Source organism: Streptomyces shenzhenensis, from assembly GCF_021462265.1.
Classification (GTDB): Bacteria; Actinomycetota; Actinomycetes; order Streptomycetales; family Streptomycetaceae; genus Streptomyces; species Streptomyces shenzhenensis.
Genome location: NZ_JAJONF010000042.1, coordinates 53,471 through 73,557, shown reverse-complemented (window position 1 = coordinate 73,557; position 20,087 = coordinate 53,471). Strand labels below are relative to the sequence as shown.

At 73.6% G+C, this 20,087-nt stretch carries 20 protein-coding genes and 1 riboswitch; of the genes, 6 read left to right on the top strand and 14 right to left on the bottom strand.

The features are described 5' to 3' along the window. Positions 1 to 159: 159 nt before the first annotated feature. Positions 160 to 1,329 carry a steroid 3-ketoacyl-CoA thiolase gene (locus LQ326_RS36750; protein ID WP_234543411.1) on the bottom strand — a complete coding sequence of 390 codons (1,170 nt, stop codon included), beginning with the start codon at positions 1,327 to 1,329 and terminating at the stop codon, positions 160 to 162. Positions 1,330 to 1,600: 271 nt separating this feature from the next. On the opposite strand from LQ326_RS36750, the gene LQ326_RS36745 reads away from it, so the two are divergent. Next, complete coding sequence (locus LQ326_RS36745; protein ID WP_234543410.1) at positions 1,601 to 2,836, top strand: cytochrome P450; 1,236 nt, start codon at positions 1,601 to 1,603, stop codon at positions 2,834 to 2,836. 132 nt (positions 2,837 to 2,968) lie between these two features. Here the strand turns inward: LQ326_RS36745 and LQ326_RS36740 are convergent, their stop codons facing one another. From LQ326_RS36740 to LQ326_RS36710, 7 genes are all read right to left on the bottom strand, one after another. After that, positions 2,969 to 3,655 (bottom strand): YoaK family protein, encoded by a 687-nt coding sequence (locus LQ326_RS36740; RefSeq protein WP_234543409.1) that lies wholly within the window; start codon positions 3,653 to 3,655, stop codon positions 2,969 to 2,971. A 185-nt stretch (positions 3,656 to 3,840) separates the two neighbouring features. Beyond that, entirely contained in the window at positions 3,841 to 4,254 is a 414-nt protein-coding gene (locus LQ326_RS36735; RefSeq protein WP_234543408.1) for an aggregation-promoting factor C-terminal-like domain-containing protein, read from the bottom strand. Between the two features lie 261 nt (positions 4,255 to 4,515). Next, positions 4,516 to 5,400 carry an ECF transporter S component gene (locus LQ326_RS36730; RefSeq protein ID WP_234543407.1) on the bottom strand — a complete coding sequence of 295 codons (885 nt, stop codon included), beginning with the start codon at positions 5,398 to 5,400 and terminating at the stop codon, positions 4,516 to 4,518. Continuing rightward, complete coding sequence (locus LQ326_RS36725) at positions 5,397 to 7,007, bottom strand: ABC transporter ATP-binding protein (protein ID WP_234543406.1); 1,611 nt, start codon at positions 7,005 to 7,007, stop codon at positions 5,397 to 5,399. Before LQ326_RS36725 ends, LQ326_RS36730 begins: the two co-directional genes overlap by 4 nt. Beyond that, positions 7,004 to 8,185 (bottom strand): CbiQ family ECF transporter T component, encoded by a 1,182-nt coding sequence (locus LQ326_RS36720; protein ID WP_268208012.1) that lies wholly within the window; start codon positions 8,183 to 8,185, stop codon positions 7,004 to 7,006. Before LQ326_RS36720 ends, LQ326_RS36725 begins: the two co-directional genes overlap by 4 nt. Before the next feature lie 307 nt (positions 8,186 to 8,492). Beyond that, positions 8,493 to 9,116, bottom strand: a complete 624-nt coding sequence (locus tag LQ326_RS36715; protein ID WP_234543404.1) for an SCO2322 family protein — start codon at positions 9,114 to 9,116, stop codon at positions 8,493 to 8,495. Then, on the bottom strand, positions 9,113 to 10,318 hold the full coding sequence (locus LQ326_RS36710) for an SCO2321 family membrane protein (RefSeq protein ID WP_234543403.1): 1,206 nt from the start codon (positions 10,316 to 10,318) through the stop codon (positions 9,113 to 9,115). The genes LQ326_RS36715 and LQ326_RS36710 overlap by 4 nt, the downstream gene beginning before the upstream one ends. A 109-nt stretch (positions 10,319 to 10,427) precedes the next feature. Beyond that, positions 10,428 to 10,559: riboswitch (cobalamin riboswitch) on the bottom strand. 68 nt (positions 10,560 to 10,627) lie between these two features. On the opposite strand from LQ326_RS36710, the gene LQ326_RS36705 reads away from it, so the two are divergent. Then, positions 10,628 to 11,278 (top strand): phosphotransferase family protein, encoded by a 651-nt coding sequence (locus tag LQ326_RS36705; RefSeq protein ID WP_234543402.1) that lies wholly within the window; start codon positions 10,628 to 10,630, stop codon positions 11,276 to 11,278. A gap of 15 nt (positions 11,279 to 11,293) precedes the next feature. On the opposite strand, the gene LQ326_RS36700 is transcribed toward LQ326_RS36705, so the two are convergent. Both LQ326_RS36700 and LQ326_RS36695 read right to left on the bottom strand, forming a co-directional pair. Next, on the bottom strand, positions 11,294 to 11,647 hold the full coding sequence (locus LQ326_RS36700) for an antibiotic biosynthesis monooxygenase family protein (RefSeq protein ID WP_234543401.1): 354 nt from the start codon (positions 11,645 to 11,647) through the stop codon (positions 11,294 to 11,296). A gap of 30 nt (positions 11,648 to 11,677) precedes the next feature. Further along, the gene (locus LQ326_RS36695) at positions 11,678 to 12,718 is read right to left on the bottom strand and encodes an ATP-grasp domain-containing protein (protein ID WP_234543400.1); all 1,041 of its coding nucleotides are present in this window, start codon (positions 12,716 to 12,718) and stop codon (positions 11,678 to 11,680) included. 254 nt (positions 12,719 to 12,972) lie between these two features. Here LQ326_RS36695 and LQ326_RS36690 point away from each other — a divergent pair, with 254 nt between their 5' ends. Then, entirely contained in the window at positions 12,973 to 13,554 is a 582-nt protein-coding gene (locus tag LQ326_RS36690; protein ID WP_234543399.1) for an XRE family transcriptional regulator, read from the top strand. Between the two features lie 18 nt (positions 13,555 to 13,572). On the opposite strand, the gene LQ326_RS36685 is transcribed toward LQ326_RS36690, so the two are convergent. Next, on the bottom strand, positions 13,573 to 14,085 hold the full coding sequence (locus LQ326_RS36685) for a nuclear transport factor 2 family protein (RefSeq protein WP_234543398.1): 513 nt from the start codon (positions 14,083 to 14,085) through the stop codon (positions 13,573 to 13,575). Positions 14,086 to 14,218: 133 nt separating this feature from the next. Continuing rightward, positions 14,219 to 15,289 carry a Strvi_7410 family MBL fold metallo-hydrolase gene (locus LQ326_RS36680; protein ID WP_234543397.1) on the bottom strand — a complete coding sequence of 357 codons (1,071 nt, stop codon included), beginning with the start codon at positions 15,287 to 15,289 and terminating at the stop codon, positions 14,219 to 14,221. A 436-nt stretch (positions 15,290 to 15,725) separates the two neighbouring features. On the opposite strand from LQ326_RS36680, the gene LQ326_RS36675 reads away from it, so the two are divergent. The 3 genes from LQ326_RS36675 to LQ326_RS36665 all read left to right on the top strand — a co-directional run bounded on the left by LQ326_RS36675 (position 15,726) and on the right by LQ326_RS36665 (position 18,105). Continuing rightward, positions 15,726 to 16,268: a GNAT family N-acetyltransferase gene (locus LQ326_RS36675; RefSeq protein ID WP_234543396.1), complete on the top strand. Its 543-nt coding sequence runs from the start codon at positions 15,726 to 15,728 to the stop codon at positions 16,266 to 16,268. 136 nt (positions 16,269 to 16,404) lie between these two features. Then, positions 16,405 to 17,862: an aldehyde dehydrogenase gene (locus LQ326_RS36670; protein WP_234543395.1), complete on the top strand. Its 1,458-nt coding sequence runs from the start codon at positions 16,405 to 16,407 to the stop codon at positions 17,860 to 17,862. Between the two features lie 9 nt (positions 17,863 to 17,871). Beyond that, entirely contained in the window at positions 17,872 to 18,105 is a 234-nt protein-coding gene (locus LQ326_RS36665; protein WP_181805771.1) for a ferredoxin, read from the top strand. Positions 18,106 to 18,346: 241 nt separating this feature from the next. Here LQ326_RS36665 and LQ326_RS36660 read toward each other — a convergent pair whose 3' ends face one another. Both LQ326_RS36660 and LQ326_RS36655 read right to left on the bottom strand, forming a co-directional pair. Further along, the gene (locus LQ326_RS36660) at positions 18,347 to 19,000 is read right to left on the bottom strand and encodes a maltokinase N-terminal cap-like domain-containing protein (RefSeq protein WP_234543394.1); all 654 of its coding nucleotides are present in this window, start codon (positions 18,998 to 19,000) and stop codon (positions 18,347 to 18,349) included. Positions 19,001 to 19,399: 399 nt separating this feature from the next. Beyond that, positions 19,400 to 20,029, bottom strand: a complete 630-nt coding sequence (locus tag LQ326_RS36655; protein WP_234543393.1) for a TetR family transcriptional regulator — start codon at positions 20,027 to 20,029, stop codon at positions 19,400 to 19,402. Between the last annotated feature and the right edge of the window lie 58 nt (positions 20,030 to 20,087).

Sequence of the window (20,087 nt, the reverse complement as noted above, 5' to 3'; positions counted from 1 at the left end):
GGGGATTACGGAACCAGGCCGTCCGGATGACCGTCGGGCAGCGCCCGTGGAGCGCAGGTGAGACGGGCACGCGTGCCCGCACGGCGCGGTGCGGCGGGAAGTCCCGGAGGGGTCAGGGGGCCCAGGCAGGGCTCCCCGGACCTCCAGTCAGGGAGCGTCTCAAAGCCGCTGGATGATCGTGCCGGTCGCCAGGCTGCCGCCCGCGCACATCGTGATCAGTGCGAACTCCTTGTCCGTGCGCTCCAGTTCGTGCAGGGCGGTGGTGATGAGGCGGGCGCCGGTGGCGCCGACGGGATGGCCGAGGGCGATCGCGCCGCCGTTGACGTTCACCTTGTCCAGGTTCTGCTCGAAGACCTGGGCCCAGCTCAGCACCACCGACGCGAACGCCTCGTTGATCTCAACGAGGTCGATGTCCTTCAGGCTCATGCCGGCCTTGCCGAGCACCGCGCGGGTCGCGTCGATCGGGCCGTCGAGGTGGAAGTGCGGGTCGGCGCCGACCAGGGCCTGGGCGACGATCCGGGCCCGGGGGCGGAGCTTGAGGGCGCGGGCCATCCGCTTCGACGCCCACATGATGGCGGCCGCGCCGTCCGAGATCTGCGAGGAGTTGCCGGCGGTGTGCACGGCCGTCGGCATCACCGGCTTCAGGCCCGCCAGCGCCTCGGCCGACGTGTCGCGCAGCCCCTCGTCCCTGTCGACGAGACGCCACATGCCCTGCCCGGCGTGCTGCTCCTCCTCCGTCGTCGGCACCTGCACGGCGAAGATCTCGCGCTTGAAGCGTTCCTCGGCCCAGGCGTGCGCCGCCCGTTCCTGCGAGAGCACCCCGAGCGCGTCGACGTCCTCCCTGGTCAGGCCGCGGTTGCGGGCGATGCGCTCGGCCGCCTCGAACTGGTTGGGCAGGTCGACGTTCCACTCGTCGGGGAACGGCTTGCCCGGCCCGTGCTTGGAGCCCGAGCCCAGCGGCACCCGCGACATCGCCTCGACCCCGCAGCTGATCCCGACGTCGATGACCCCGGCGGCGATCATGTTCGCGGTCATGTGCGAGGCCTGCTGGGAGGAGCCGCACTGGCAGTCGACGGTGGTGGCCGCGGTCTCGTAGGGCAGCCCCACGGTCAGCCAGGCCGTACGCGCGGGGTTCATGGACTGCTCGCCGGCATGGGTCACCGTGCCGCCGACGATCTGCTCGACCGCGTCGGCGGGGATGCCGGTGCGGCCGAGGAGTTCTCGGTAGGTCTCGCCCAGCAGGTAGGCGGGATGCAGATTGGCGAGCGCGCCACCGCGCTTGCCGATGGGGGTGCGTACGGCTTCGACGATCACGGGTTCCGCGGCCATGGGGGCTCGGTCCTCTCCTCGGTCACCCGCGCGGCGCAGGGGCGTCCCGGCCCGGCCCGCCACGCAGAACTAGAACGCGTACTAGTTCTGCCTGCAGTTTGCTGACAGCGCGTCCGCAACCGCAAGGGGGGTGCACGCAATTGGGGGGACCGTGCCCCTTGCGAGTTGTAGAACCCGTTATTACCGTCACCGCAACCGGCCATTTCTGATGGCCCGTCAGAACGCTACGGAAGCACATGTCCAGGCTCGTACACGGTGGGAGTGAGTCGCCATGCCCTGTCCCGCGCTGCCCGACGGGTTCGACCTCACCGACCCCGATCTGCTCCATCACCGGGTACCGCTCCCGGAGTTCGCCGAACTGCGCCGGGCGGAACCGGTCCGCTGGATCCAGCAGCCGCACGGCCTCGCCGGGTTCGCGGACGACGGCTACTGGGCCGTCACCCGGCACGCGGACGTCAAGTACGTCTCCACGCACCCCGAGATCTTCTCGTCCTGGCTCAACACCGCGATCATCCGCTTCGGCGAGCACATGCAACGGGACGCGATCGACGCCCAGCGGCTGATCCTGCTCAACATGGACCCGCCCGAGCACACCCGGGTCCGCCAGATCATCCAGCGCGGCTTCACCCCGCGCTCCATCCGCGCCCTGGAGGAGCGCCTGCGCGCCCGCGCCGCGGCGATCGTCGACGCGGCCCGCGCCCGTTCGGGCCCCTTCGACTTCGTCACCGACGTCGCCTGCGAGCTCCCTCTCCAGGCGATCGCGGAACTGATCGGCATCCCGCAGGACGACCGGGCCAAGATCTTCGACTGGTCGAACAAGATGATCGCTTACGACGACCCGGAGTACGCGATCACCGAGGAGGTGGGCGCCGAGTCCGCCACCGAACTGATCGCCTACGCGATGAACATGGCGGCCGACCGCAAGCAGTGCCCGGCCAAGGACATCGTCTCCACCCTGGTGGCGGCGGAGGACGAGGGCAACCTGAACTCCGACGAGTTCGGCTTCTTCGTGCTGATGCTCGCGGTGGCCGGCAACGAGACCACCCGCAACGCCATCACCCACGGCATGCACGCGTTCCTGACCCACCCCGAGGCCTGGGACCTCTACAAGCGCGAGCGCCCGTCGACCGCCGCCGAGGAGATCGTCCGCTGGGCCACCCCGGTCAACTCCTTCCAGCGCACCGCCACCCAGGACACCGAGCTGGGCGGCAGGCTGATCCGCAAGGGCGACCGGGTCGGCGTCTTCTACGCCTCCGCCAACCACGACCCCGAGGTCTTCACCGACCCCGACAGCTTCGACATCACCCGCGACCCCAACCCCCACCTGGGCTTCGGAGGCGGCGGCCCGCACTACTGCCTCGGCAAGTCCCTCGCCGTCCTCGAAATCGACCTGATCTTCAACGCGGTCGCCGACGCGATGCCGAACCTCCGCCTGGTGAGCGACCCGGACCGGCTCCGCTCGGCATGGATCAACGGCGTGAAACACCTCCAGGTCAGCACTTCCTGAGACCCGGGCCGACGGCTCCCGGCGCCGCCGGCCCGTCCCGGGGGAGGCGGCATCCCTCTCTCCTGGGCCCCGTTCCCGCGTCCCCGAGACGGGGGCCGCCTCCGGGACGCGAACCTGTTCGGGGACGCGGCGTCACTCCCGCCCCGAGGCGACCAGCGCCAGTACCGCGGACACGGCCGCGGCGACGGCCAGCGGGACCCCCGGACCGCGGTCCAGGATCAGCCAGGCCCCCAGGACGGCGCCGGCGAACAGCGCGGCGACCGCGGCCGCGCGGCGCGGGGTGCGGTCGCTGCTGCCGTCGCCGAGGCGGGACTCGGAGACGAGCCCGGTCAGGGTCGTGGTGAGGACCGTGGTCGCCGTGAGATCGGGCACGCCCAGCTTGCGGGTGTTCGCGTTGCGCAGCCCCATCGCGAAGGCGGTCAGCGCGATCAGGGCGTACCTGGTCACCGCCGCGCCGGACCCGGCGGAGGCGACCACGGCCGCCCCGGTCAGCAGGGCCGCCTCCACGGACAGGGTCACCCGCGTCCACCGGCGGCGGGAGCCGGTGCCGAACCGGGCGGCGACCCGGCCGCCCAGTGCCGCGCCCAGCGCGAAGGCGGCCAGCGAGGTCGCCGAGCGGGGGACGGAGAAGCCGGGGGTCCCGGCGGCCGCGAAGCCCAGGATCACCACGTTGCCGGTCATGTTGGCGGTGAAGACATGGCCCAGGCCGAGATAGCTGACGGCGTCGATCAGGCCGCTCACCAGCATCAGCGCCAGCAGTACGGCCACCAGCCGCACACCGCGGGTCTCGGGGTCGCGGGGCGGGGTGGCCGTCGTCATCGTTCCTCCGGCGGGTCTGCTGGCTCCGGGCCCAGTGCACCACGTGCGGACACAGGGCGACGGGCGACACCCTCGCCCCGGAGGAGGGGGACGAGGGTGCCGTGGTTCAGGGGCGCGCGGCGGCGGGAGCGGCGGCGGGTGCGCGGCTCGCCGTGATCGACCGCGGGCGGGTGCGACGGGCCGGCTCAGTACCAGCCGTGGGCCTGCCAGAAGGTCCAGGCGGCGGCCGGGCTGCCGTAGCGGGAGTTCATGTAGTCCAGACCCCACTTGATCTGGGTGGCGGGGTTGCTCTTCCAGTCGGAGCCGGCGGACGCCATCTTCGAGCCGGGCAGGGCCTGGACCAGGCCGCAGGCGCCGGAGGAGGAGTTGGTGGCGGAGGGGTTCCAGCCGCTCTCGTGCGCGACGATCCTGCTGAACGCGTTGTACTGCGCGGGGTCCGGAATCATCTTGTGCGCGATCGCCTGGGCGGAGGAGGCCGACGTCGTGGCGGCCTGGGCGGGCGCCGCGGTCAGGGCCAGGCCGGCGGCGGCAGCGGCCACGGCGGCGGTGGTGAGGGCCTTCTTCGGGGAAGCGACGCGGCGGATGAAGGACACGGACACGGAGAACCTCGTTCGTCGGGGACAGGAAGCCGCCGTGCGCTCCGGAACCAGCCGCGGGGACGGTCCGTGCGCGTCGGCGCCGCGGCCCGCTGGGGCCTGTGGTGCCTGGCGACGTCGTCCAGAGAAGCAGGCCGGAAAACCGTCCGCAATCACCCCTTTTACTAGTGGAGGTCGCATAAGCGGGAACAGTCCGCCGTGTGGCGCGGCTCTCAAACCGCAGGTCAGCAAGGGTGATGAAACGGGCGTAACGGACAAGGTCGATTACTGTTCCGGATCGTAGGTGACCTGCGTCATGTGGGGTGCTTCACCGGCACCGTCACCACCCGCGTACGACGCCTCACGCCCCGGGGCGTCGAAGGTGACCGCGGTCTCGAAGGCGGCCCGCCGGGTGGCCCGGCGCAGCGCCCGCAGCAGCGCCGGCCCGAGAGCCAGGGTGAGGACGACCGTGCACAGGGCCCGCCCCAGGTTCCAGCCCATGGCGGTGGCCAGGCTGTAGGCGAGGAACCGGGCCAGGTTGGCGGCCGGCCCGGCGTCCGGGTCGAAGGCGATGTTCGACGCGGTGCCGGTCAGCAGCGGCCAGCCGGCCAGGTCGACGACCGTGCCGTAGGCGAACGCGGCCACGAAGCCGTAGACCGCGAGCAGCGCGAGCTCCCCCCGCCCCCGCAGCCGCTCGGGCCCCGGCAGCAGACCGGCGCCCATCGTGAACCAGCCCATCGCCAGCATCTGGAACGGCAGCCACGGCCCCACCCCGCCGGTGAGCAGTGCCGACGCGAACATGGTGAGCGAGCCCAGGGTGAACCCGAAGCCCGGCCCGAGCACCCGCCCGCTCAGCACCATCAGGAAGAACATCGGCTCGATCCCGGCGGTGCCGGCGCCGACCGGCCGCAGCGCCGCCCCGGTCGCGGCCAGCACGCCCAGCATCGCGACCGCCTTCGGGCCGAGCCCCGACTCGGCGATCGTCGCCGCCAGCACGGCGACCAGCAGCACCAGCAGCCCGGCGAAGAGCCAGGGCGCGTCCTGGGCGTGCGAGGCGATCCGGGAGGAGGGCGGGGCGACGAAGGGCCAGCCGAACGCGGCCACCCCGACGGCGCTGACCAGGACAAGGGCGGCGAGGGAGCGGGGGCCGAGCCGCACCGGGCCGGTCATGTCAGCGCCTTTCGGACCTGCGCCACGGTGAGCCACCGCTCGGGCGCGAGGATCTTCGTCACCTGGGGGGCGAAGGACGGCGAGGAGACCACGATGTCGTCGGTCGGCCCGTCCGCGATGACCTCACCCTCCGCGAGCAGCACCACCCGGTGCGCGAGCTCCGCGGCCAGTTCCACGTCGTGCGTGGCCAGCACGATCGCGTGCCCGTCGGCGGCGAGCCCGCGCAACACGCCCACCAGCCGGGCCTTCGCCGCGTAGTCCAGGCCGCGGGTCGGTTCGTCGAGGAGGAGCAGCGGCGGCCGGGCGGCGAGGACGACGGCGAGCGCGAGGGCCAGCCGCTGCCCTTCGGAGAGATCACGGGGATGCGAGTCGTCCGCGACGCCGGGAAGCAGGCCGGACACGAGCCGCCGGCAGGTCCCGGGCGCCGCCCCCGCGTCCCGGTCGGCGGCCGCGCACTCGGCACCGACCGTGTCGGCGTACAGCAGGTCACGGGGTTCCTGCGGGACCAGCCCGACGAGGCGTACGAGGTCACGCGGGCGGGTGCGGTGCGGGACCGCGCCGCCGACCCGCACCGTGCCGGAGTCCGGCGCGACCAGCCCGACCAGGGCGCTCAGCAGCGTGGACTTGCCGGCACCGTTGCGCCCCATGAGGGCGACGGTCTCGCCGGGGGCGACGGCGAGATCGACACCCCGCAGCGCGTCGACCCGGTCCCGGCGCACGGCCAGGGAGCGGACCTCGGCGAGGGCGGCCCCGGGGTCCGCCACGGACCGCGGGGCCGGGGCCCGCCCGCTGAGGCGGTCCCGCAGCCCGGACGCCACCGCCCGCCGCCGGGCGTCCCGCACGGTCATCGGCAGCGGCGACCAGCCGGCCAGCCGTCCCAGCTCCACCACCGGCGGACACACCGGCGACACGGCCATCACCTCGGCGGGCGTCCCGCACACCGGGGCGGCCCCGTCCCCGGGAAGCAGCACGACCCGGTCGGCGTACTGCACCACCCGCTCCAGCCGGTGCTCGGCCAGCAGCACCGTCGTCCCCAGGTCGTGCACCAGCCGCTGCAGTACGGCCAGCACCTCCTCGGCGGCGGCGGGGTCCAGGGCGGAGGTCGGCTCGTCGAGCACCAGGACCGCGGGATGCGGGGTGAGCACCGACCCGATCGCCACCCGTTGCCGCTGCCCGCCCGAGAGCGTGGCGATCGCCCGGTCCCGCAGCTCGGCGAGCCCCAGCAGATCCAGGGTCTCCTCCACCCGCCGCCGCATCACGGCCGGGGCGATCCCCAGCGACTCCATCCCGTAGGCGAGTTCGTCCTCCACCGTGTCGGTCACGAAGTGGGCGAGCGGATCCTGGCCCACCGTGCCGACGACGTCGGCGAGTTCGCGCGGCCGGTGGGTACGGGTGTCCCGGCCGGCGACCGTCACCCGGCCGCGCAGGGTGCCGCCGGTGAAGTGCGGCACGAGCCCGCTCACGGCGTTCAGAACCGTCGACTTGCCGGTGCCGGAAGGCCCGGCCAGGAGGACCAGTTCACCCTCCGGCACCTCGAAGTCGACGCCCTGGACGGCGGGCCGGGCCGCGCCGTCGTAGGTGACGGAGACGTCTTCGAAGCGGATCACGACGGCTCCTTTTCGGAAGGGGCCCCGGGAAGGACCAGGGCGGGCAGCAGAGCGAGCAGCACGGCGGCCGCGGGCCACAGCGGAAGCGCGGGGGCGACAAGCGGTACGACCCCGGGACTCAGGGCGCCCGGATCGCGGACCGACGCCAGGGTGAGCAGGGCGGCCACCGCGGCGCCCGCCCCGGACACCAGCCAGGCCCGCGCGTCCCACGGGTCCGGCCGGTACCGGGTGCGCGGCGAACGCCGGCCGCCGAGCCGCAGCCCCGCCAGCGCGGCGGCCACCCCGGCCAGCAGCACGGGCAGGCCGTAGCCGCCGCCCTCGGCGGCGAGCAGCCCGTACGTCCCCGCGCACACGCCGAGCAGACCGCCGAGGGTGAGCGCGGCCGTCGTACGGCGGACCCGGTCCGGGACGTCGGCGCTGCGGCCGTATCCGCGCGCGTCCATGGCGGCGGCGAGGGCGACCGAGCGCTCCAACGCGCCCTCCAGGACCGGGAGTCCCACCTGGAGCAGGCCGCGGACACCGGAGTCGGGGCGGCCGCGCAGCCGACGGGCGGCCCGCAGCCGCTGCACGTCGGCGACCAGATGCGGAGCGAAGGTGAGGGCGACGACGGCCGCCACGCCCAGCTCGTACAGGGCGCCGGGGAGGGACTTGAGCAGCCGGGCCGGGCTGGCGAGCGCGTTCGCGGCGCCGACGCAGATGAGGAGGGTGGCGATCCGGAGGCCGTCGTAGAGGGCGAAGACGAGCGCCTCGGCGGTGACCCTGCCGCCGAGGCGGATGCCCTGGGCCCAGTGCGGGAGGGGCACTTCGGGAAGGGTGACGAGGGTGTGCGCGCCCGGGACGGGGGAGCCGAGGACGACGGTGAAGGCGAGGCGGAGGAGGAGGACGGCCAGGGCCAGCTTGGCGAAGGCGGTGTAGGAGCGGGACCAGGGGGCGGAGCGGGGCCGGCAGGCGGCCACGACGTAGGCGGTGACCGTGACGAGGAGGGCGAGGAGGAGGGGGTTGGTGGTCCGGGACGCCGCGACCCCGAGGGAGAGCGACCAGAGCCACCAGGCGCCGGGATGTACGGGGGAACGGCGCTGCCACCTGGGGACGGGGGGTTTCACGCGCCCGCGCCGGCGGGGCGCCGCCGCGCCCACCCTCCCCCACTCTCGGCTTCGCTGGAGCGGGGGGACCCCCATCGCCCCGGCGGCACGGCTGCCCGCAACTGTGTAGCTGACGCGACTGCGGTGCCCCGTAAGGGGCGCGGGGCTGAGACATATGCGGCTCCGCCGCGTGGGCGCGACAAGCCCCCACCGGCCTTCAGCGGAGCGACTGCCCGCAGCCAGGACGTGCCCCGTAAGGGGCGCGAGGAACTGCGCGACGAGCCCCCACCGGCCCCCAGTGGCACGACTGCCCGCAGCCAGGACGTGCCCCGTAAGGGGCGCGGGGCTGAGACATATGCGGCTCCGCCGCGTGGGCGCGACAAGCCCCCACCGGCCCGCGGCGTCACTCATTCCCGCGCCGCCGTGCCTGCCAGAAAGCCCCGGCGGCCAGGAGCGCCACGACTCCCGCGCCCGCCAGCAGTCCCAGCGACGGCCCGCCGCCCGACGTACCCCCGGGCGCCGCCGCCACCTTCTCCCCGCAGCCCTGCCCCGGATACCCCGCGATCGCACACAACAACGCGTTCGTGTCGTACCGCAGCGGCTTCGCCACCGTCGCCAGCGCGTCCGCCGTCGTCGCGTCCTCGGACACCACCGCGCAGGCCGTCCGCGGGGCGGGCGGCTTCTCTCCCGAGGGCGCGTCCGCCGGCGTACCGAAGTCGACGACCAGCCCGACCCGCTTCCGGCCCCCGACCGCGGGCGTCCCGGCGCAGACCGTCCCGAAGTCCGCCGTGCCGCGCGGCCGTGACGCGTCCGACGAGTCCTCGCTCAGCGCGAAGCGGAAGCCCTCGACCGAGCCGTCGGCAGGCTGCGTGGTCGAGGGTCCCTGCGTGGCGTACGTCCAGCGTGAGCCGTCCCGCTCCCAGAAGGACCAGTAGCGGTAGCCGGTGGCCGCCGCCGGCCCGGCGGCCGTCGCGCACAGCGTCAGCGCGGCCAGGACCAGCAGCGCGGCACGGCGGGCCGCGGTCACAGCTGCCGCTGCTTCCGGCGCCCGCTGAACAGGAAGCCGATGCCGATGCCGGCGACCAGACCGGTGCCGACGATCCACCACACGCCGCTGCCCGACTTCTTCTCCGCGGCATGCTTCGCGGCAGCCGCCCGCGGGGCAGGTCCCGTCGCGTTCAGCGCCGTCACCAGGTTCGTACCGCCGAAGTCGCGCGGGTCCGCGCCCATCGCGTGCGCGGCGAGGATCAGTTCGGCGTAGGCCGCGGGCCCGTTCTGCTCCGCCCACCGCGCGGCGTGCGCCTCCAGCCAGGCGTACGGCTTCCCCGCCTGCTTCGTCCAGCCCTGCGCGGCCATGGCGACCACCGCGTCGGCGGTGTTGCCGTAGTCCGGCTGGGGCTTGGCTCCGGCGAGTGCGGAGACGAGGTGGCCGGTCCCGGACATGGCGGCCGCCAGGTACGCGGCGCCGTTGCGGGCCACCTCCGCACGGCTGAGGGCCTTGCCGGAGCCGGCGCACGCAGGGCCCTCGGCCCGGGCCTTCCCGGCCGTCGTCACGAACCCCTTGCCGAGGGCGGCGAGCACCCCGGCCGCCGTCGCGTCCGCGTTGGCGGTCAGCTTCCCCTGCTTGTCCGGCTGGTAGGCGAGGGCGCCGCCGCCGTCCTGGCCGCACGGAACGGACCACTTGGCGAGCAGGTCGTACGGCGACCTGTCCGCGCTCGTGCCGGCCGCCGCGAGCGCGCCGATCACCACGCCGGTGGAGTTGGTGTCGCTGGGCGAACCCTGGGTGTAGCCCCAGCCGCCGTCCTTGTTCTGCACCGACTTCAGCCAGGTCACGGCCTTGTCCGCGGCGGCAGCGTGCCCGCCCGTCGCCTTCAGCGCCTGCACGGCGGCCGCCGTGCTGTTGGTGTCGACCGTCACCTTGGTGTCGCAGGCCGCCGCCGGGTCGGCACGGAACGCCGCGAACGCGCCGTCGGCGCACTGCTGCCCGGCCAGCCAGTCCACCGCCTTCGCGGCCGGGCTCACCCCGGCCGCGCGCTGGGCCAGCAGGGCCAGGGACTGGCGCCAGACGCCGTCGTACTTGGGGTCCGAGCCGCCGTACAGACCTGACGGAAGGACCGCCGACGCGGACGGGGAGGGGGTGCCGGCGGCCAGCGCGGTCGTCGCGGGCGTGGCGGTACCGATGACGGCGGTGGCGGCCAGCACCCCGGCGGTGCGGCGGAGGACGGTCATGGTCGGCGGGTGCCTCTCCCTGCGGGGAGCCGGGCAGCACGGGACACCCCGGCGGCTCGGCTCCGTAAACCTCGACGGTGCCGTGCGACGGCGGATGCCGGCGCACCTGAGCCGATCAACGTTCCGGGCGGGGTGGTCCGGCTTGCCACGGGGTCCTGTGGCTCACGGTTGCGGGTCAGCGCCGGAATTGCACCGGCTTCCCCCCGTACGGGTGATGACGACCCGGCTACCTTACCGGCCGCCTGCGGGAAACCGAGAGGGGGCCTGTGCGGGGCCCGGAAGCCTCGACCGTTTCGTTATGGTCATGCCATGACGGGGAGACTGCTCGGATCGGGGCGTTCGGCGGACGTGTACGAACTCGACGAGGCCTGGGTGCTGCGCCGGGACCGGGACGGCTGGGGTGACGCGGCCGCCGAGGGCGCGGTGATGACGTACGTGCGCGAGCACGGCTACCCGGCGCCCCGGGTGCGGCCCTCCGCGTCCCGTACCGAACTGGTCATGGAGCGGCTGTCCGGGCCGACCATGCTGGCGGCGCTGCTGGCGGGGGAGACGAGCGCCGGGGAGGGCGGTGCGCTGCTCGCCTCGCTGCTGCGGCGGCTGCACGCCGTGCCGGGCCGGGATCCGGCCGACCCCGGCGCCCGGGTCCTCCACCTGGACCTGCATCCGGACAACGTGATACTGACCCCCGACGGTCCCCGGGTCATCGACTGGACCAACGCCGAGGACGGCCCGCCCGGCCTCGACTGGGGCATGTCCGCGGTGATCCTCGCCCAAGTGGCCCTGGGCGCGTACCCGTTGGCCCATGACCTGCTGAGGGCCCTGCTCGCCGATCCGGGCGAACTGACCGAGGAGGGACTCGCGCAGGCCCTGCGACGGCGGGCGGCCAATCCGACGATGAGCCGCGAGGAAGTCGACGTACTGGAAGCGGCGGGGGAGTTGATCCGGACGATCGCCTTCTAGCGCCGCGTCGCGGGACTACCCGCGCGTGAAGCCGTGGCTCCGCTCCACTTTCGCCACATGCAGGGTGTAGCTCTCGTACCACTCGGCTCGCCCGCGCTTCTGCGCCGCGCGGTGCTCGGCGTCGGTCCGCCACCGGGCGAGGGCGTCGGCGTCACGGAAGTACCCGACGGTGATGCCCAGCCCGCCGGGCGTCTGCGCGTGGTCCATCCCCAGGTACCCGGGGATGTCCTTCACCAGCTCTTCCATGCGTGCGTTGGTCTCGCCGTAGCCGCTCTGGCCTGCGGTCCGTACCGCGGTGAAGACAGCGACGTAGTAAGGGGGTTCGAAGGCCTCGACGGGCGCGGCCGGTGCTTTCGGGCGATGAGTCATGGCGCCACCGTAGGGCGTCGGCGCCGCCTGCTACGCCGCGTTCGCGAGCGGCGCGATGCCCGCCGACAGGTGGCGGGCCATGCGGCGCAGCGCGTCGTCGCAGTCGGCGGGGGTCTCGCCGACCGCCACCCACAGGGCCAGCCGGTCGGCGACGGTGGCGTGCGGGCCCGCGGTGACGTGGTTGCCGGTGTGCTGGGTGAGGAGCATGCGGTCGGCGCCGGGCTCGCGGGCGGCGTCGGGGGAGAGGTCCAGGCGATCGAGGCGGCCGGTGGCGGCCGGGTAGGCGAACTGGACGGCCGCCGCCCGCTGCCGGGTGGGCGTCGTGTCGGGCACCTCGCCGGTGGCCAGGGCGGCCGCGGCCTGGGCGAGATCGACGCCGGTGGCCCGCCGGACGAGGAGCGGGATCAGGTCGCCCGGCAGATGCGGGGCGACGTCGGTGACCCGGGGGCCGCGGTCGGTGAGGGCGAGGCCGATGTGCAGGACACCCCGGTCGACGCCGAGGGCGTGCACGGTGCGGTCGACGGCCAGGCGCAGGAAACGGTTGTGCAGCAGGCCGTCGTGGGCGTGCACGGTGTGCCGGAGCGGCTGCCGGGCGGGCGCCGGGCCCAGGGTCGTACGGGTGATGGCGGCGATGCGGATCTCACCGTCGAGGACGACCGTCTCGGCCGAGACGCGGGGCGCGCCGGAGCCGCCCGGGTCGTCGGTGGGCACCGCGCGGCCGGCCAGCAGCGCGCGCAGCGCGGGCGGGTCGCCACAGGCGGCGGCAACAGCGGGGGAAGGGCCGGGCAGCCCCAACTGCCCGGCGATCGTGGCGGCGGCCACCGCGTACTCGCCCGAGTGGGTCAGCACGCCGCGGACCCGGTGCCGGGCCGCGAACCGTGCCACCGCCGACGCCGTGGCGCCGCCCTTGCCGGGGTCCGCCGCGAGGTGACCGGCCGGCCACGGCTGTGCCCAGGCGGGCGGCGCGGCGTCCACCAGCAGCACCGGGCGGGCCGCGGCGACCCGTCTCAGCACGAACTCGTCGTACGCGCGCCTGCGGCCGGCACCGAGGAGCAGGACGGGCTGCGGCATCGGTTCGCCTCACCTTCTGGGGAGGAGGCGGCCGGCTGGTCGCCCGGACGCCGCTCCCCACAGGCGGCACCGGAGGCGGGTCGGTTCGACCGTGGCCTGGTGACGTGATCCTTTCCTGCCGGTCCGTCACATGTCAACGATTGCTGCCCCCTTGCGCAGTGGTCCTTGTCATGTCTGGTGGGTGGCGCGGGTGATTCGATAGCCTCGCGTCTGTTCGGCCGACCGACCAACCACGTGTGTCCAGGGGGATCTTGGTGAGTGACGCCCATGCCCCGCTGACCGGCGTACTGGAACGGCTCGGAGAGCTGACCGGATGTCCCGGGCGGCTGTCCGAGGTGCTGGACGTGGCCGACCTGTCGTACCGCACCGGGATCCCGGCCGGGGTCGTCGCCGAACTCCTCGCCGGGAAGGCCGCGCCCGAGGCGGGGCTCGCCGAACGGGTGCGCCAGCGGCTGGACTTCATTCGCGAGAACCGGCGCCGCCCCGACGGCAAGCGGTACTCGCTGGGCGAGCTCGCGGCGATCGCCGGCACCAGCAGGCAGTGGCTCAGCGAGTGGCGCAAGAGCGGGCTGCCGAGCCTCGAACACACCGACCGGCTGCGGCGGTTCTTCGGTCTGCCGGCCGGCTTCTTCACCGCGGACGAGCCCGAGGCGTTGCAGGAGGCGCTCCAGCCGGTGCTGCAGAGCCTTGAGGCCAGGGCCGACCCGCTCTCCCGGCTCCGCGAGAGCGGCCTGGTCCGCCTGGCGGCCCGCGCCCCGCAGATGAACGCCCGTCAGCTGGCCACCCTCGCCGACCTGGCGGAGATGCTCATCACCGCCGAGGGCGCCGTCAACTGAGCCTCCGGCGGGCGTGCTTCAGCCGCCTGCCGTGGGTGTCGGCCCGCCGAACGGCAGCACCAGGGTCCGGGACGCCAGCAGCCAGCGGCCGTCGAGGCACCGGAACCGGTCCTCGTAGTGACCGACCTGCACGGGCGGCCCGGCCGGCACCATCCCTCCGCCGAATCCCCCGCCGGGTCCTCCGTCCCCTGTCCCGGCAGGTCCTTCGTCGCGTCCGCCGTCGTGACGGTCGACCCGGTAGGTCTGGAAGTACGACGTGGCCGTCGCCGTCTCCGGTCCCGTCACCGTGACGAGGATGTTGGACATCACCCGCCGCGAGAGCCGGCCCGGCGGCCGGGAGCCGAAGTACGCGGCGAGCGCCGCCCGCCCCTCGGCCCGGCGCCCGTCCCCGGGCGGCGGCCACTCCCACCACCCGTCCTCGGTGAACAACCCGGCCACGGAGGACGGTTCGCCGAGGTCGAGCCGGCGCACGAAGTCGATGACGAGACGCTCGCAGGCGCGTTCGGCGAGGAGCCGTTCCAAAGGGTCCATGAGCCTGTCTAGCAGCCGAGGGTGCCGGCCGCCCGAGGATTTACCGGGCCACGCGAACGACTCGCACGGCCACCTGGACGACAACTCGCACGGCCCCGTGGGCGACGACTCGCACGGCCACCTGGACGACGGGTCACACGGCCACGTACGTGACCGGATCGCTCCCCGCCACCGCCTCCGCCCGCCCCAGCTTCACCAGGCGCCGCAGATGGGCCTCGGCCTCCGAGACGGCGATGTTCCGCGATCCGTACGGAATCTGCTCCCAGGGCCGGTTCCACTCCATCCGCACCGCCAACTGCCAGGGTGTGAGCGGCTGCTGGAGGAGCGAGAGCAGTCCGGCGAGGCGTTCCTCGTGGTGGGCCAGCAGCTCGCGGACCCGCCCCGGCGCGTCGGTGAAGGTGTGCTGGTGGGCCGGGAGCACCTCGGCGGGGGCGAGGCGGCCGACGCGTTCCAGGGAGTCGAGGTAGTCGCCGAGGGGGTCGGTGACGGTCGCGTCGTCGGGGTCCTCGTAGAGGCCGATGTGCGGGGTGATCTCGGGGAGCAGGTGGTCGCCGGAGAACAGGCGCCCATGGCCCGGGAGCCGGGCGGGATGCTCCTCCTCCAGGTGCAGGCAGACATGGCCGGGCGTGTGGCCGGGCGTCCAGACGGCACGCAGCCGGCGGCCCGGGAGGCCGAGGAGTTCGCCGGGGAGGATCTCCCGGTCGGGGAGGGCGGGGGCCAGGCCGGGCGGGGCGCTTCGGCGGCGGGGGCCGCCGCGCAACGGCGCCACGTGCTCCTCCGGTGCCCCGGCGGCCGTCAGCTTCGCCGCCATGTACGTGAACCACCGCTCCGGCCGGGTCTCCCGGGCCCGCCGCACGATCGCCGCGTCGGCCGCGTGCATCGCGATCCAGGCCCCGGACGCCTCGCGCACCTTCCCCGACAGCCCGTGATGGTCGGGATGGTGATGCGTGATGACGACCCCGTGCACCTCGCCGACGCCCGTACCGCACGCCGCCAGCCCCGCCACCAGCACGTCCCACGACCCGGGGTCGTCCCACCCGGTGTCGACCAGTACCGGACCCCGGTCGGTGTCCATCACGTACACCAGCGTGTGGCCGAGCGGATTGTCCGGAATGGGTACGGCGACGGACCGCACGCCCCCACCGAGATCCCGTACCGGCACCTCGGGCCCCGCCCCCGCCGACTCGCCCAGACTGTCCGTCATCGGTCTGCCTCCGCCCCCGCCCGGTCCCGCCGGCCCCACGGCCATCGCTCACTATAACGAGAACTGACTGAACGTCAGATAGGGGGCGGTCAGGGTCCGGTGGCAACTCCTCCGGTTCCTGTTGCCGGCCGTGGCGGCGGACATCCGGTCCGCGCCCGCCGACGGGGAGGTCCCGCATGCCCCGGGCGAACCTGGCGTGCCCGCCGTGCTGGAGGAGGGCGCCGCGGTCGGTGGGCCGGGCGTACGCGATGACGGCGGCGACCGGCGGGGTCATGGCCGCGGCGGCGGGCGGGAGGGGTGCGCGCGGGCCGCAGCCGGTTGTCCGCCGGGCCGCGCCGGTGTCCCAGCGCCGGCCGCCGGCGGGCGGTTCGGGCCCCGGCCGAGGCGTCCGCATATTGGTTTGCCGCCGGCCGGACCGACCGGATAGGAAGCTCGCATGCTGAGAGGCGACACGGTCGGGCTCAGGGCCCGGCATGCGGAGGACATCCCGGTCCTGCGGGCCGAACTCTACGACGACGTGGTCTACGGTTCGCGGACCGACAGCGAGCCGTGGCGGCCGGTCTCGCCGGAGTCGAAGGACCCGCGGCTCACGGTGGAGCACAAGGGGGAGGACAGCGTCAGGTTCTCCGTGGTCGAGCTGGCGGGCGGCACGCTGGTCGGCGGCGCGACGCTGTGGGGCATCGACAGCCACAACCGCTTCGCGCACATCGGGCTGGGGCTGCTGCCGTCCGCCCGCGGCAAGGGCCACGGCACCGACGTGGTCGCGGTGCTGTGCCACTACGGCTTCGTCGTGCGCGGCCTGCGGCGGCTGCAGATCGAGACGCTGGCCGACAACACCGCGATGCTGTGCGCCGCCGAGCGCAACGGCTTCGTCCGCGAGGGCGTGCTGCGCTCCTCGGCCTGGGTGATGGGCGAGTTCCTGGACGAGGTGCTGCTCGGACTCCTCGTCGACGAGTGGCGGCCGGCCTCGAAGGCCTGAGCCCCCGGGGCGGAGGGCGCGTCCCCTCGGCGACGCCAAAAATGCTGGTGAGAGCCTATTCGGTCCCATGCCTGGCTTAGTTCAACTAGAACTGGTATCAGTTCTGAAACATCGTCAGGAAGGGTGGCGGGGCGCCATGACCGAGTTCCTGGAACACGGACAGCTGTTCATCGGCGGGGAGTTGACCGACCCCCTGGGCAAGGACGTCATCGAGGTGGTCTCTCCGCACACCGAGGAGGTCTTCGGGCGGGTGCCGCATGCCTCGCGGGAGGACGTGGACCGGGCGGTGGCGGTGGCGCGGCGGGCCTTCGACGAGGGGCCCTGGCCACGAATGACGCTCGACGAGCGGATCGAGGTCGTCACCCGTATCAAGGACGCGATCGCGGTCCGGCACGAGGAGATCGCCCGGGTGATCTCCTCCGAGAACGGTTCGCCGTACTCCTGGAGCGTCCTCGCGCAGGCGCTCGGCGCGATGATGGTCTGGGACGCGGCGATCAGGGTCGCGCGTGACTTCACGTACGAGCAGACGCGCGACGGGGTGCTCGGGAAGATCCTGGTACGGCGGGAGCCGGTCGGGGTCGTGGCGGCCGTGGTGCCCTGGAACGTGCCCCAGTTCGTGGCCGCCGCCAAGCTGGCCCCGGCGCTGCTCACCGGCTGCACGGTGGTGCTGAAGCCGTCCCCGGAGTCGCCGCTGGACGCGTACATCCTCGGGGAGATCACGAAGGAGGCCGGGCTGCCGGACGGGGTGCTCTCCATCCTTCCCGCGGACCGTGAGGTGAGTGAGTACCTGGTCGCCCACCCGGGCGTCGACAAGGTCTCCTTCACCGGCTCGGTCGCGGCCGGCAAGCGCGTGATGGAGGTCGCCGCGAAGAACCTCACCCGGGTGACCCTGGAACTCGGCGGCAAGTCGGCGGCCGTCGTGCTCCCGGACGCGGACGTGGCCGCCGCCGTCGCGGGCATCGTGCCGGCGGCCTGGATGAACAACGGGCAGGCGTGCGTCGCCCAGACCCGCATCCTCGTCCCGCGCTCCCGCTACGACGAGTTCGCCGACGCCTTCGCGGGCGCGGCGAGCGCCCTGAAGGTCGGCGACCCGCTGGACCCGGCCACCCAGGTGGGCCCGCTGGTCGCACGCCGCCAGCAGCAGCGGAACCTGGACTACATCCGCATCGGCCAGGAGGAGGGCGCCAAGATTCTCACCGGTGGCGGGCGGCCGGCGGGTCTGGACAAGGGCTGGTACGTCGAACCCACCCTCTTCGGCGACGTCGACAACTCCATGCGGATCGCCCGCGAGGAGATCTTCGGCCCGGTGATCTGCCTGCTTCCCTACGGGGACGAGTCCGAGGCCCTGAAGATCGCGAACGACTCGGACTACGGGCTGAGCGGAAGCGTGTGGACGGCGGACGTGGCACACGGCATCGAGATCGCGCGGCAGGTCCGTACGGGGACGTACTCGGTGAACACCTTCAGCCTCGACATGCTGGGTCCCTTCGGCGGCTACAAGAACTCCGGTCTGGGGCGGGAGTTCGGTCCGGAGGGGTACGGCGAGTTCCTCGAGCACAAGATGATCCACCTGCCGGCCGGCTGGGAAGGATGAGAGTCCGCCATGGGTGACCGCTGGCACGTCGAGGTCGACCGTGCCCTCTGCATCGGCTCGGCCCAGTGCGTCCACCGGGCCACCGGCTCCTTCCGCCTCGACTCCGCCATGCAGTCCCATCCCGTGGACCCGGAGACGGACGCCAACGGAAAGATCCTCGACGCGGCGGAGAGCTGCCCGGTGGAGGCGATCACGATCACGCTGCTGGGCAGCGGGGAGCCGGTGTTCCCGCCGGAGGACTAGGGGCTGTCCGGCGGATCAAGTCGCAGGAAAGCAACGGTGACTGTCGGCCGAGGTGAGCGGGGGCTGGTGCGTCCAACTGCAAGGCGGAGGAGGGAGTCGACGCGGAGCGTCGGCGACCGACGACAACGCCGCAGGTGGGCGTGCCGGCCCCCGCGTCTGCGGCATGATCCGCCGGACAGCCCCTAGAGGGCGTGCCGGGCCGCGCGGCAGACGGCACTTTCGCACCAGGTCCCTTCAGGCCCTACCGGGCCTGAAGGGTCGCGAAGACGGCGCGGGGGCGGGTGCCGTCCGGCTGGTCCCAGGCTCCGGTGACGTGCCCGACCGTGCCCTCGGGCGGGGTCGGGCCGGGGGTCAGTACGCGCCGCAGCCGCAGTACCAGGTCGCTGTCCGGTACGGCGAACTCGGTGCTCTCGTCGGTGTCGGCGGGGGCGCCGAGGCCGGGCACGGGGCCCCCGCCGGCGTAGGAGCGGGCGACCTCCCGGTCGGGGGTGTCGGTGATGCTCTGCGCCTGTGCCCGCGTACGGCCCTCGATCAGGGCGAGCAGCCCGGCGGTCAGGACCGGGTCGTGGCAGCCGTCGTAGACCCAGCGGGTACCGAGGACGCCGTGCTCCGCGGTGCCCACGAGCGCGTGTTCGGCGCCGTCGAGCGGGGCGCCGCGATAGGTGAGCGGTACGAGGTACGCCACCGGGCCCCGGGTGCCCTCCGTGCCGTCGGCGGCCGCGGTGACGATCATGAACTCGATCCCGACCTCGTCCGCCGGGTCGTCGAGCCGGAACCCGCCGGCCTTCACCAACTCCGGTGCGGCGGGGCCGTGGTACCAGGGGCGGGTGGGCAGCCAGCCGGCGAGGAGTTCGAGCTTGGTGGGCTTGAGGGTGGTGCGGTGGATGAGTGCCATGGGGTGGATTCTGCGTTCGGGCAAGGGTGCCTCGCCAGGCGGTTTCCGCCCCGGCGGCCACGGAGTCCTGCCAGGTGGCCGGGGTGCCCTCCCGCGGTCCAGGCGGCCGTGCCGGGAAAAGTCAAAAAAATCATTGATTGGGGGGTTCCCATATGCTCTGCCCGTTCTATCCTGGAATTGGCCTACGGGGCGAGTGAGGGAGTCCGAGCGGAGTAGCCGACTCAGGCGTGACGCAGATGCATCCGCCAGTGCCGACGTCGACGGTCGGGCTGAGAGGCCGGAAGGCAGCAGTTGGGCCGGACGGCGACCTCCACCACCTGATCCGGGTAATACCGGCGAAGGGAACCCGTCTCGTAGGTCCTTTGCGTGTTCCGGGGGTTCCTCGCGTGTTCCGGGCCGCTACGGCTTCCCGTCCGGCTCCGTCAGGTCGATCAGACGGCACACCGTCTCGATGTCGATCTTCACCTGGGCGATGGAGGCGCGGCCCGAGAGCCAGGTGATCAGGGCCGAGTGCCAGGTGTGCTCGATCACCCGGACGGCCGACAGCTGGGCGGGGGTGGGGTCGGTCAGGCCCATCGCGTCCAGGATGATCGCCGTCGTCTGCCGGGAGACCTGGTCCACCTCGGGGGAGACGCTGCGGTCGGCGAAGGTGAGGGCCCTGACCATCGCGTCGGCCAGGTGCGGCTCCCGCTGGAGCGCGCGGAAGGCCCGCATGAGCGTCTCGGCGACCCGCTCGGAGGCCGTCTCGCCCGCCGGCGGCTTCTTGCGGAGTGTGCCGTGCATGTGCTGCAGCTGGTCCTGCATGGTCGCCACCAGCAGATGCACCTTGGACGGGAAGTACCGGTACAGGGTGCCCAGGGCCACCTGGGAGGACTCGGCCACCTCGCGCATCTGCACCGCGTCGAAACCGCCCCGGCTGGCCAGCTGGGCGCTCGCGTGCAGGATCCGGCGGCGCCGGGCTTCCTGCCGCTCGGTGAGCGGCGGGGTGGCCGATCTGGCGCCGATGTCCACCTTTGCTTCCGCAGGCATGGGTCCCGTCCGTGACAGTCGGTGAGGGCAGTGCTCAGGGCGAGTGATCAGACAGCAT

Excerpts from the sequence above, each read along its gene's own strand:
- LQ326_RS36750 (WP_234543411.1), bottom strand. The coding sequence starts at position 1,329 with ATGGCCGCGGAACCCGTGATCGTCGAAGCCGTACGCACCCCCATCGGC.
- LQ326_RS36745 (WP_234543410.1), top strand. The coding sequence starts at position 1,601 with ATGCCCTGTCCCGCGCTGCCCGACGGGTTCGACCTCACCGACCCCGAT.
- LQ326_RS36740 (WP_234543409.1), bottom strand. The coding sequence starts at position 3,655 with ATGACGACGGCCACCCCGCCCCGCGACCCCGAGACCCGCGGTGTGCGG.
- LQ326_RS36730 (WP_234543407.1), bottom strand. The coding sequence starts at position 5,400 with ATGACCGGCCCGGTGCGGCTCGGCCCCCGCTCCCTCGCCGCCCTTGTC.
- LQ326_RS36720 (WP_268208012.1), bottom strand. The coding sequence starts at position 8,185 with ATGGGGGTCCCCCCGCTCCAGCGAAGCCGAGAGTGGGGGAGGGTGGGC.
- LQ326_RS36710 (WP_234543403.1), bottom strand. The coding sequence starts at position 10,318 with ATGACCGTCCTCCGCCGCACCGCCGGGGTGCTGGCCGCCACCGCCGTC.
- LQ326_RS36705 (WP_234543402.1), top strand. The coding sequence starts at position 10,628 with ATGACGGGGAGACTGCTCGGATCGGGGCGTTCGGCGGACGTGTACGAA.
- LQ326_RS36700 (WP_234543401.1), bottom strand. The coding sequence starts at position 11,647 with ATGACTCATCGCCCGAAAGCACCGGCCGCGCCCGTCGAGGCCTTCGAA.
- LQ326_RS36695 (WP_234543400.1), bottom strand. The coding sequence starts at position 12,718 with ATGCCGCAGCCCGTCCTGCTCCTCGGTGCCGGCCGCAGGCGCGCGTAC.
- LQ326_RS36685 (WP_234543398.1), bottom strand. The coding sequence starts at position 14,085 with ATGGACCCTTTGGAACGGCTCCTCGCCGAACGCGCCTGCGAGCGTCTC.
- LQ326_RS36680 (WP_234543397.1), bottom strand. The coding sequence starts at position 15,289 with ATGACGGACAGTCTGGGCGAGTCGGCGGGGGCGGGGCCCGAGGTGCCG.
- LQ326_RS36675 (WP_234543396.1), top strand. The coding sequence starts at position 15,726 with ATGCTGAGAGGCGACACGGTCGGGCTCAGGGCCCGGCATGCGGAGGAC.
- LQ326_RS36670 (WP_234543395.1), top strand. The coding sequence starts at position 16,405 with ATGACCGAGTTCCTGGAACACGGACAGCTGTTCATCGGCGGGGAGTTG.
- LQ326_RS36665 (WP_181805771.1), top strand. The coding sequence starts at position 17,872 with ATGGGTGACCGCTGGCACGTCGAGGTCGACCGTGCCCTCTGCATCGGC.
- LQ326_RS36660 (WP_234543394.1), bottom strand. The coding sequence starts at position 19,000 with ATGGCACTCATCCACCGCACCACCCTCAAGCCCACCAAGCTCGAACTC.
- LQ326_RS36655 (WP_234543393.1), bottom strand. The coding sequence starts at position 20,029 with ATGCCTGCGGAAGCAAAGGTGGACATCGGCGCCAGATCGGCCACCCCG.